The organism is Volucribacter psittacicida, from assembly GCF_004339025.1.
Taxonomy (GTDB): domain Bacteria; phylum Pseudomonadota; class Gammaproteobacteria; order Enterobacterales; family Pasteurellaceae; genus Volucribacter; species Volucribacter psittacicida.
Genome location: NZ_SMFT01000002.1, coordinates 459033 through 468732, shown reverse-complemented (window position 1 = coordinate 468732; position 9700 = coordinate 459033). Strand labels below are relative to the sequence as shown.

Below are 9700 nucleotides of genomic sequence, written 5' to 3'. Positions count from 1 at the left end.
CTCAGGTAACGTATTAAGTAATGACGTTCAGGGAGCAGATAGCCCAGTAGTGGTTAGCAATGCGGGTACGCTTACTGGAAACTACGGTAGCCTGACCTTAAATGCGAATGGTAGTTATAGCTATACATTAAATGGTAATAATAGCGCGGTAACGGCGTTGAAAGGTTCAGCCACATTAACGGAAACCTTTAGCTATACCATTAAAGATAGTGACGGTAGTGAAAGTACAGCGAACTTAGTGGTAACCATTAAGGCAAACCCAGATTCAACGCCACCGACTATTACGATGAGTAATAACAATGCTTCAGTGGTAGAAGCCTCAGGTTCAACCATTAGCGGTACGATTACAGTAGCGGATAATAGTGGCGTAAGTACAGTAACCATTAATGGACAAGATGTGACAAACGTCACAGCGACTAACCCAGTTACCATTACTACCGACAAAGGTACGTTAAAAGTAACAGGTTATAATGCGACAACAGGTGTGATTAGTTATAGCTATACTGAAAATGGTACAGCGAAAAACCATAGTTCTGGAGCAGTAACTGATAGCTTTAACGTAGCAGTAACAGATAATGCGGGTAATCCAAATTCAAGTAATTTGGTAATCAATATTACTGATACGGAACCAAAAGCGGTTAATGATACAAATAGCATTACCGAAGGCACTGCTTCGGTAACAGGTAATGTATTAACCAATGATACTCTTGGTCAGGATACACCAGTTACTGTGAGCGTAACGAATAGCACAGGCAATTATGGTAAGTTAGTGATGAATTCAGACGGTAGTTATACTTATCAGTTGGATTCATCCAATGCGCGCGTGAAAGCCTTAACCAGTGGCGAAATGCTCAAGGAAACCTTTAGCTATACAGTAACGGATAGTGATGGGGATTCGAGTACGGCGACTTTAACCATTACTATTAATGGTGTTGATGATCAAGTTATAGTAGGTTCTAACACAAATCAAAGTAGAACGGATGATCCAGAGGTACTTAGTGGCGGTAGCGGTGCTGATGTATTGATCGGGGATACAGGGGGATTAAACTATGTTATTAATAGCGATAGTAATGTAGTGATCTTACTTGATGCCACTCGTTCAATGGTAAGTAAAACGGGGGTTTGGAATTATGCTAAGGTAGCATTAAAAACCATTATTCAAGAATTAGCAGATTATAGTGGTACCATTAATTTAGATGTTGTATTGTTTGCAAGTAATGCAAAAGTAGTGATTAGCATTGATAATTTAGATTCATCTAATGTAGATGAGGCAATAAATACTATTAATTCTTGGGGATTAATTAGTACAGGTACTGCATCTACTCGAATTGAAACTAAATATGGAATTAGTGGTGTCACTGAATACAATACTGCTTTTGAGGCAGCAACAGAAATTCTCAGTGCTCAAACTAATGGTTATAAAAACGTTACTTATTTAATTACAGATGGTCTTCCATCATCAGGTGCAAGTACAACTTTGGCAGCATTTAATGAATTATCAGAGATTTCTGAAGTTCATGCTATTGGTTTAAAAGGACGTTCATCAGATTTTGAAGGGGATGAAGGGATATTAAATTATGTGGATAATACTATGTCAGATGGTAGTGAACCAACAGTACCAGATACTGCATTGGTAGATAGAGCAAACTGGCGACCAACTCAATTAGAAGGTGTTAAAGCAGGTGAAGCAACAATTATTACGGGTACTGAAAGTGAAATTGTAACAGCATTACAAACAGGTACAACGGAATTGAAACAAGTCGCAGTAAGTGATGACATCCTCTACGGCGGAGACGGTGATGATATCTTATTTGGTGATAGCATTAATACCGATCATTTAGCTTGGACAAATACTTCTACTGGAATAAGTTATACCAGTGGTAGCCATGATGGTATGGGATATGAAGGATTAACTGAATATATTAAATGGGCAGAGAATGGCGGCACAGCTGCAACCACTGAACAATTAAATACTTATATTCAGGAAAATTGGCAATCCCTCTTAGATCCTCGTACTGACGGTGGAAATGATACCCTTGTTGGCGGAGCTGGTAATGATATCTTGTTCGGTGGAGCGGGTAACGACACCTTAACTGGTGGCGATGGAGCTGATAAGTTTGTGTTCCTTGCTAATAGTAATAGCGGTAATGACGTGATTACTGATTTTGATATTAGTCAAGACAAAGTGGTCTTTGCAGATATTAGCAGTAAATCGCAACTGACTAATGCAAGTTGGAATGATAGCACTCATACTTTAACCTTTACTGGGACATCAAATGGTACAACTTATACCAATACCATTAAATTTGAAGGTATGGCATCAGGACAAACCTTAACCAATATTTTGGATAACTATGTAGAATTTATTGGTTAATTTCATTAGTTAATTAGCTCATAAAAATAAAACTGCATTTGATGTGTAAAGCGTTAAATGCAGTTTTTTTATGGGGGAATGGGGGGATTTGGTGTAATGGGAAAAATAGTTGATAATAATTTTCTCAAATTGGATCGACGATAAGACATTCTTATTGGAATAAATAGAAAAAGTGCGGTAATTTTTACCGCACTTTTATCTAGGTTTAACCTACTCCCCTTTTTCCATCTCAAACTCAACTAACATCATTAAAATATGAATCACTTTAATATGCACTTCCTGAATACGGTCGGCATAGCGGAAATGGGGGACACGAATTTCAACATCCGCTAACCCTGCCATTTGCCCACCGTCTTTGCCTGTTAAGGCTATGACTTTCATTCCTTTTTGTTTTGCGGCATTTATGGCATTTAACACATTTTTTGAATTGCCCGAGGTAGAAATGCCAAATAATACATCGCCAGCTTTGCCGACCCCCTCCACATAACGAGAGAAAACATAATCATAACCAAAATCGTTACTCACGCAGCTCAAATGGCTGACATCTGAAATGGCTATCGCTGGATAAGCGGGGCGATTTTCACGATAACGTCCTGTTAATTCTTCGGCAAAATGCATAGCATCACAATGCGATCCGCCATTTCCACAAGAAAGTACCTTGCCCCCTTGTTTAAAACTGTTAGCGATTAATAATGCCGCTTGTTGAATTAATTCAATGTTTTTTTCATCATTGATAAATTGGGCTAATACTTGTTGGGCTTCAAGTAATTCATTTCTTATTTGTTCTAAGTACATTTGTTTTTCCTTTTATTGTCATAATAAAATGGTGACTCACTATAGCATAATTTATTGCTGCCCCATTTTAAAATAATACGGCGTTGGCACACCTTATCTTATTTTAAATTGAAACAATATTTATAAATTATGTTTAGCATTATAACCAGCTAATAAGGCTTGCCAGTTTTCCTTATGAAATTGGATATTCATTCGTTTAACTTCCTTTTCAAAGGAACGTAATAGCCGTTGTAAATTGGCTTTTTTCCATATATCCCCAGATTGTTCATAGCATTTATCAAAATCAATTAACCAAAAGGTTAAGCCTTTTGGGGTTTGCTGGCATAAAATATTATGGGCATTAAGATCCGTATGGCAAACCTGTAAATAATGTAATTGACGGATTAATTGCCCAATTTGCTGCCAGCTTTCTGAACATAATGATTGATGCTGTAAAAGTGCGGTCAGATCCTGTGCATTTTCTATTTTTTCAGTCAGAATATCCGCCCGATAACAATAAGATGATTTGACCACTCTTGCGCCTAGCGGTTTAGGGACATTCATTCCCGCTTGATGTAAATGCCGTAATAAATGAAACTCTGCAAAACTTCGTGTGGCATTTAAATGCGTAAAATGATAACTATCGCGGTTAATTTTTCCGATTAATCCTCCGCGATAATAATGGCGTAAAACACTATTTACCCCAAACAAATCCTGAGTTTGCAAAAAATAGGTTGTTCCACGCCCTTGTGCTTGGCCAATAATTTTTGCTTGTTGTTGCCAATAAACGGGTTCAAAAAAGGATTGTTGATCCGCCAGTGGTTGATGAAAGTTAAATAAAAAATATTGGTTATGATCTTGTAACTGTTGCATAAATGATCCTTGTTTAAAGCGGTAAACAACGATTAGATAAAACCTCTTTCATAACTAAGGTAGAGCTTAATCTTGCGACATAAGGCAAACTTGATAAACGTCGATCATAAAGTTGCTGATAACTCTCAAGATCTTTTGTCACAATATGTAACATATAGTCAGGATCGCCAAATAAACGCTGTGCTTGGATAATTTCAGCAATATCAACCACAGCTTGTTCAAAAGCCGTAACACTTTGATGATTACAATCTTTTAAGGTAATAAATAAAATCGCACTAAAATTCAATCCCACTTTAATGGGATCAATATGTGCTTGATAATGGCTAATGACTTTCTTTTCTTCAAGGGCTTTGACACGCCGTTGGCAAGGCGACAAACTAATGCCAATTTTCTCGCTTAACTCCGTAAGAGAAATTCGCCCATTTTGTTGTAGTTCCGCAATAATTTTTTTATCTACTCTATCCATACGCAAGATTATTCTAAAAATAATGACAATCATATTAAAAATAGAAAAGTTTTTCTAGCCAATTATTTTTATCATATAGCCATTCACTTCTTACCCTTGGATACCGCTATGTCAGAAAAAATGTTGTTTGCTTATTGGCTACTTTCCTTATCAATTACCATTATTCCGGGTGCTGATTGGGCATATATTATGTCCGCTGGGGTAAAACACCGTATCAGCCCTGCTTTAAGTGGAATGTTACTCGGTTACTGTACCATTATCTTGGCAGTAGCGGCTGGCGTTGGCGCACTTATGGCAAGTAAGCCAAACCTATTATTAGGATTAACCATAATAGGAGCGTTATATTTATTTTGGTTAGGTATTAACGCTTTTCGTCAGCCTCATACAATAAACGAACAAAATGAAAATCATCTCACTCTATGGACAACTTGGTGCTTAAAAGGCATTGCGGTCAGTGGATTAAACCCTAAAGTGCTGCTCACATTTTTAGCCTTACTGCCTCAATTCGTTAACCCGCATTCCGATTGGTCTGCTACTACACAAATCTTATTATTAGGTTTATTGCATATCACAAATTGTGCGTTAATTTATCCCTTAGTCGGTATGGGCACTGGGGCATTATTACGGCAAAAACCACAATTAACCTGTTGGGTAAATCGCTTCTCAGGGCTTGCGATGATAAGTGTTGCGTTGGGGTTATTTGGGCAGTTTGTTTAATCGTAGAGTAAGATAGGATTATTGGTATAGTTGTTTCAATTTAAAAGAAAATAAGACGGCACACTGAAGACAGTACAAAGAGTACAGAAAAGCGTGCCAATGCTGTATTTCAAATAGAGTAACTATAAAATTAAGAAACTATTTTACATTGATGTTGTTTTAGATAATCAATAACCACCTGATGATGATTACTGGTTTTAAATTTATCAAAGACCTGTTCGATTTTACCTTGTTCATCAATTAAAAAACTGATGCGGTGAATACCGTCAAAGGTTTTGCCCATAAATTTCTTTTCGCCCCATACGCCAAATTGCTCAGCGACTTGATGTTCAGGATCCGATAATAAAATAAAATTTAATTGTTTTTTCTCGCTAAAGTTGGCTAATTTTGTCGGTAAATCAGGGCTAATGCCAATAATGGTTACGCCCAGTTTATTTAGTTCTTCTTTGCTATCTCGCAAATGGCAGGCTTGGGTTGTACAGCCTGGGGTTAAGGCTTTGGGATAAAAATAAAGTAATACTTTTTTGCCTTGGAAATCCGTTAAACAAACTTGTTGACCCTGTTGGTCAAGTAAACAAAAGTGCGGTGCATTTTGCCCCTGTTTTAATGTTGATAGCATAATTTTCCTTAAAAAATCGTCAAAGTCATTGAAGACTATTATAAAAATAAAAAAATTACTTGCAAATTCTGTTTAATTTGGCGATCTTAATCAATAATTATCAACCGTTTATGTTAAGAATAATGATAACAGGAGATTTTATGGCAAACACACCTCGTTTTTATGGCAGTATTGTGGCATTAATTACCCCTATGGATCACCATGGTGAAGTCGATTTTGAGCAATTACGCAATTTAGTGGAATATCATATCAAATCAGGTACTGATGCGATTGTTTCTGTGGGAACAACGGGCGAATCTGCGACTTTAAGTATTGAAGAAAATGTGAAAACTATTTTAAAAACCTTAGAGTTTGCTGATGGACGTATTCCTGTTATCGCAGGAACAGGGGCTAATGCTACCAGCGAAGCTATCACAATGACAAAATTATTAAATAATAGCGGTGTCGCCGCTTGTTTGTCTGTTGTACCATACTACAATAAACCTACTCAAGAAGGAATGTATCAGCATTTTAAAGCCATTGCGGAATGTACTGATTTACCTCAAATTTTATATAATGTTCCTGGGCGTACAGGGAGCGATTTATTACCAGAAACCGTTGGACGCTTAGCAAAAGTTGATAATATTATTGGGATCAAAGAAGCCACAGGCGATGTAAGCCGTGTGGCTAAAATTCGTGAATTAGCAGGCGAAGATTTTATTTTCCTCAGTGGCGATGATCCTACGGGCTTAGAAAGTATGAAATTAGGTGGGCATGGGGTAATTTCTGTGACCAATAATGTGGCAGCAGCACAAATGAGTGAAATGTGCCGCCTTGCTCGTGAAGGCAAATTTACTGAGGCAGAACAGATTAACCAAGCCTTGATGGGATTACATCGAGATCTCTTTGTTGAATCCAATCCAATCCCAGTAAAATGGGCGGCTTATAAATTAGGTTTGATTGATAATCCAAGTTTACGTTTGCCATTAACCACTTTAAGTGAATCAGCACAGCCTAAAGTGATTGCCGCATTAGAAAAAGCAGGATTATTATAAATTAGGTTTGCTTTATACACCGCACTTTGTTTGAACTTTTGGTCTTAAATTTAGTCAAAGTGCGGTAGTTTTTTGAAAAATTTTATAGGGTTGAAGATGAAAAATAGAAAATATTGGTTATTACCTTTTATTGCGTTAGGGACGTTGTCTGCCTGTTCTTCTGATAATCAAGATAAACAACAAGCTAATGATCCCTTTGTTGAAAAAAACATTCCAACCTTTTCCCCCTTAAATAGTGGCGGTGTTAATTTGCCTCAACCTGATCCAAGATTTAATATTCCTGCTGAGCATATTCCTACAAGTGGATTACAAGTTGATATTCGCCCACCAGTAAACCCGCTACCGATAATTCATGATTCCGTTGCTCAATTTGATGGTGAACGTGCTTCTATTGTTTACCCAGCAGATAAACAAGCGGTTTATAATCTCCAACAGGTTGCGCGATTGCTCAATGAACAAGGAATAACTTACCAACAAGAAAATGGTAAAATTGTTACCGATTGGGCAGCCACAGGGCGTTCCGATGACGTAGGCAATGTACAGTTACGTTATCAAATTGAGCAATTAGGCAACCAACAAGCCAGCGCCTTAGCGATTTCCATTTTGCAAGCAAAACGTGATGACGTGATTTTTACCCCAACGGTGGTGGATAAACAACGCTATGCAGCAGGTCGCTTAAATCAGTTAGTGGGAGAATTAAATACTGCCCATCAACAACAGCAACAACAATTAGCCGCAAATGCGAATTTAGCCTTAAATTCCACCATAGCGACAGATCGTAATGGTCGCCAAGCCTTAATTGCCAATGCAGGATTTAATGCCACTTGGCAAAAACTTGCTCAAGTACTTCCTTCATTAGGATTTAGTATTGAAGAAGAAAATATTGGACGAGGCTATCGCGAATTAAAATATCGTGCTTTAGATGAGCTAGAATGGCGACGTTTTGGCATTGCTCGCCCTGATTTAGTCAAAGGCGAATATAAACTCCAAATTGCCGTCGTGGGGAATAATACCGCGATTGTCATCACTGACGAAGATGATCAAGCTCTTGATCCACAACAGGCTGAAGCTGTTTATCAGGGATTACAGCGTTTGTTAGCAAATTAAACTTAAAAAAATGGGTGTAATGGACAAAATGGTTGCTAATAATAATTTTCTAAAATTATTAGCAACTCTTTTTATTTAAAAAATCCTTTATAAACATAATGTTACGTTTTCTACTTAATCCATTATGATTAATTAATTTCTGTTTAAGTTAACTAAATAAACCTTCTAACCGATTTGTTGTTTTTTCAATATTTAATTCCGCATACTTTTCAAAGGTAGATAAATACCTTTCATAATATTTTTCTTAATTTTCCCATCACCATTGCCACAAGATAAAAATGACACATTTGAATAGGTGTATTAAATACCTCTTTTAATCATCTACGACGAGCATCACAGGTAATTGATTGAATAATATAGCCTTTTCTGTTTTTACAATTTGATGATAAATCACTTTTTCTGTCAGGCTATCTATTAATACTAACACACAAAAATCTCACTTAAAGAATATTAGTAGATAACTTATTGATTAATATGATATTTTATAATGGCACGCCCTATTGGATTCGAACCAATGACCTACGGCTTAGAAGGCCGTTGCTCTATCCAGCTGAGCTAAGGGCGCATTTCATTGTGATATTGGAAAGGTGGTCGGCGAGATAGGATTTGAACCTACGACCCACTGGTCCCAAACCAGTTGCGCTACCAAGCTGCGCTACTCGCCGATATGACTGACGATTATAAGTTTCTTTTTATTTCAGTCAATCATTTTTTTCTATTTTATGGTTGAACGGTTAAATTTATTTCAATTAGTCTTACATTTCCTGCTATTTTCTGACAGAATAAGCACGCAAAAATTTCTTGTTTATTAAAGGTGTGAGTATGACCGCAAAAATTATTTCAGGTACAGAATTAGCGAAAAATATTAAATCAGCTATCGCTGATAAAATCAGTCATTATGTTGCACAAGGTAAGCGAGCCCCAGGGTTAGCGGTTATTTTAGTCGGTGCTGATCCTGCTTCGCAAGTTTATGTGGGAAGTAAACGCAAAAGCTGTGCTGAAATTGGTATTGAATCGCAATCCTATGATTTACCCGAACAAACTTCAGAAGCGGAATTATTAGTCCTCATTGATAAATTGAATCAAGATGAGCAAGTTGATGGTATTCTAGTGCAATTACCTTTACCAGCTCATATTGATAGCACCAAAGTGATTGAGCGTATTGCACCAAATAAAGATGTGGACGGTTTTCATCCTTATAATGTTGGTCGTTTATGTCAACGTATTCCTGTGTTACGTGCTTGCACGCCTTATGGGATTATGAAGTTATTAGCTACCACAGGCGTGGATTTACATGGAAAACACGCGGTGATTGTTGGGGCTTCTAATATTGTTGGTCGTCCAATGGCATTGGAGCTTTTATTAGCAGGGGCTACGGTAACGGTAACCCATAAATTTACTCAAGATTTGGCATCCTATGTGCGGCAAGCGGATATTTTAGTCGTCGCCGTTGGTAAACCGAAATTTATTGCGGGGGAATGGATTAAGCCGAATGCGATAGTGATTGATGTGGGCATTAATCGTGTTGATGGAAAATTATTGGGCGATGTAGATTTTGAACAAGCTCAACAACATGCTAGCTTTATCACCCCTGTACCGGGTGGCGTTGGTCCAATGACAGTGGCAATGTTAATGGAAAATACGTTATCTGCCTATGAACGTCATCAACAGGGGTAATATATTGAATTTGCAAGAAAGGGAATGTAGATTCCCTTTTTATTTAAATTAACATAACC

At 37.4% G+C, this 9700-nt stretch carries 9 protein-coding genes and 2 tRNA genes; 5 read left to right on the top strand and 6 right to left on the bottom strand.

The genetic code is table 11. From position 1 onward, the window contains the following. A partial coding sequence (locus tag EV694_RS10875; RefSeq protein WP_165865500.1) for a VCBS domain-containing protein occupies nucleotides 1–2374 on the top strand: 2374 nt, incomplete at its 5' end. A gap of 210 nt (nucleotides 2375–2584) precedes the next feature. Here EV694_RS10875 and lpcA read toward each other — a convergent pair. The 3 genes from lpcA to EV694_RS05495 form a co-directional block, all read right to left on the bottom strand. Continuing rightward, nucleotides 2585–3169, bottom strand: coding sequence for a D-sedoheptulose 7-phosphate isomerase (gene lpcA, locus EV694_RS05505; protein WP_132690344.1), 585 nt, complete (start codon nucleotides 3167–3169; stop codon nucleotides 2585–2587). Nucleotides 3170–3289: 120 nt separating this feature from the next. Further along, nucleotides 3290–4021, bottom strand: a complete 732-nt coding sequence (locus EV694_RS05500; RefSeq protein ID WP_132690342.1) for a 3-deoxy-D-manno-octulosonic acid kinase — start codon at nucleotides 4019–4021, stop codon at nucleotides 3290–3292. Nucleotides 4022–4034: 13 nt separating this feature from the next. Next, complete coding sequence (locus tag EV694_RS05495; protein ID WP_132690340.1) at nucleotides 4035–4487, bottom strand: Lrp/AsnC family transcriptional regulator; 453 nt, start codon at nucleotides 4485–4487, stop codon at nucleotides 4035–4037. A 108-nt stretch (nucleotides 4488–4595) separates the two neighbouring features. On the opposite strand from EV694_RS05495, the gene EV694_RS05490 reads away from it, so the two are divergent. Then, nucleotides 4596–5204 carry a LysE family translocator gene (locus EV694_RS05490; protein WP_132690338.1) on the top strand — a complete coding sequence of 203 codons (609 nt, stop codon included), beginning with the start codon at nucleotides 4596–4598 and terminating at the stop codon, nucleotides 5202–5204. A 130-nt stretch (nucleotides 5205–5334) separates the two neighbouring features. Here the strand turns inward: EV694_RS05490 and bcp are convergent, their stop codons facing one another. Continuing rightward, entirely contained in the window at nucleotides 5335–5823 is a 489-nt protein-coding gene (bcp, locus tag EV694_RS05485) for a thioredoxin-dependent thiol peroxidase (protein WP_132690336.1), read from the bottom strand. Nucleotides 5824–5963: 140 nt separating this feature from the next. Here bcp and dapA point away from each other — a divergent pair, with 140 nt between their 5' ends. Together dapA and bamC are read left to right on the top strand one after the other, a co-directional pair. Further along, on the top strand, nucleotides 5964–6857 hold the full coding sequence (gene dapA, locus EV694_RS05480) for a 4-hydroxy-tetrahydrodipicolinate synthase (RefSeq protein ID WP_132690334.1): 894 nt from the start codon (nucleotides 5964–5966) through the stop codon (nucleotides 6855–6857). 96 nt (nucleotides 6858–6953) lie between these two features. Beyond that, nucleotides 6954–7964: an outer membrane protein assembly factor BamC gene (bamC, locus tag EV694_RS05475; protein ID WP_132690332.1), complete on the top strand. Its 1011-nt coding sequence runs from the start codon at nucleotides 6954–6956 to the stop codon at nucleotides 7962–7964. Nucleotides 7965–8452: 488 nt separating this feature from the next. Here the strand turns inward: bamC and EV694_RS05465 are convergent. Then, nucleotides 8453–8529 (bottom strand) — tRNA-Arg (locus tag EV694_RS05465). Between the two features lie 23 nt (nucleotides 8530–8552). Continuing rightward, nucleotides 8553–8629 (bottom strand) — tRNA-Pro (locus tag EV694_RS05460). A gap of 157 nt (nucleotides 8630–8786) precedes the next feature. On the opposite strand from EV694_RS05460, the gene folD reads away from it, so the two are divergent. Then, nucleotides 8787–9641 (top strand): bifunctional methylenetetrahydrofolate dehydrogenase/methenyltetrahydrofolate cyclohydrolase FolD, encoded by an 855-nt coding sequence (folD, locus tag EV694_RS05455; protein ID WP_132690330.1) that lies wholly within the window; start codon nucleotides 8787–8789, stop codon nucleotides 9639–9641. Nucleotides 9642–9700: the final 59 nt, after the last annotated feature.

Bases quoted from the DNA above. Each gene is read 5' to 3' on its own strand.
- lpcA (WP_132690344.1), bottom strand. From the start codon at position 3,169: ATGTACTTAGAACAAATAAGAAATGAATTACTTGAAGCCCAACAAGTA.
- EV694_RS05500 (WP_132690342.1), bottom strand. From the start codon at position 4,021: ATGCAACAGTTACAAGATCATAACCAATATTTTTTATTTAACTTTCAT.
- EV694_RS05495 (WP_132690340.1), bottom strand. From the start codon at position 4,487: ATGGATAGAGTAGATAAAAAAATTATTGCGGAACTACAACAAAATGGG.
- EV694_RS05490 (WP_132690338.1), top strand. From the start codon at position 4,596: ATGTCAGAAAAAATGTTGTTTGCTTATTGGCTACTTTCCTTATCAATT.
- bcp (WP_132690336.1), bottom strand. From the start codon at position 5,823: ATGCTATCAACATTAAAACAGGGGCAAAATGCACCGCACTTTTGTTTA.
- dapA (WP_132690334.1), top strand. From the start codon at position 5,964: ATGGCAAACACACCTCGTTTTTATGGCAGTATTGTGGCATTAATTACC.
- bamC (WP_132690332.1), top strand. From the start codon at position 6,954: ATGAAAAATAGAAAATATTGGTTATTACCTTTTATTGCGTTAGGGACG.
- folD (WP_132690330.1), top strand. From the start codon at position 8,787: ATGACCGCAAAAATTATTTCAGGTACAGAATTAGCGAAAAATATTAAA.